Annotated in this window: 1 protein-coding gene; it reads left to right on the forward strand. The window is 38.7% G+C overall.

Annotated elements, in window-relative coordinates:
* On the forward strand, window positions 1-1,014 hold a 1,014-nt coding region (locus LRA01S_RS10555; protein WP_061775559.1), incomplete at its 5' end, for an ISL3 family transposase.
* Window positions 1,015-1,084 lie beyond the last annotated feature (70 nt).

Raw genomic sequence — 1,084 nt, forward strand, 5'->3', positions numbered from 1 at the left:
CGTTATCGCTGTGCGACCTGTGGTATGACGCAATCCTCTCAAATCCCTGAACAACTTGTTTTAAAAGGGCATAAAGATTCCACCTTACTCAAAGCCCAGATCATCAGAAGACTAACAGAAAAAGAGTCCATCAAAGATGCGAGCCATGATCTTAACGTCTCCTCACACAGTTTCTACCGATTACTCAATCAAATGTCAAGCAAAGACGCATTTACCAAACTACCTCAGGTGCTCTGTCTTGATGAATTTAAGGCAACCAAAGATTGTACGGGGAGTATGGCTTTTATCGCAATGGATGGGAAGTCTCATGAGATTGTGACAGTTCTTGATGATAGACGTTTAGAGAGCTTGGTTAAATACTTTTTGAAGTTTCCTAGAAAGGTTCGAATGCGGGTCAAATATCTCGTGATGGATATGAATTATAGTTACGATAAGTTGATCAAGCGCTGTTTTCCTTGTGCTCAGCTCATCACAGATCGCTTTCATGTTGTCCAACAAATGACTAAGGCTTTCAATGTACTACGCATTCAAGTCATGAAAGGATTTGACACTAAAAGCCCTGAATACCGTCATCTCAAATATTATTGGAAACATCTACTTAAAAACTATGATAATCTTTCTGATACGCCTTTTTATTCATGTTCTTTACGAAAGTGGACATCTAGTCGGAAGCTGGTTGAACAGCTGATTAATTACAGTCCGATACTCTATCAAGGCTGGCAAGTCTTACAATTAGCGAGCGGTCACTTCAGGAACAAGGATGCAAAATCATTTTTCACTTTAATTGCCTCGCTCAATACAGAAGTTCTGCCTGAAACATTCGTTAAGAAGTATCAATTTTTATTGCGTAAAAAGGCATCCATTAAGTTAGCACTTGAGCTAGACTATTCAAACGGCTGTTTGGAGGGGATGAATAATAAAATCAAGGCCATTAAACGTGTGGCTTATGGCTTTAGAACCTTTAGGAACTTCAAGAAACGTATTCTACTCATGAACAAAACCTTAACCAATTAAAAAAACAAGCAACTCAACAGTTACTTGCTTTATAGGGGAAAACTATTTTCCCACACGATTTGACAAAGAG

This window comes from Pseudolactococcus raffinolactis NBRC 100932 (assembly GCF_001591765.1).
Taxonomy (GTDB): Bacteria; Bacillota; Bacilli; order Lactobacillales; family Streptococcaceae; genus Pseudolactococcus; species Pseudolactococcus raffinolactis.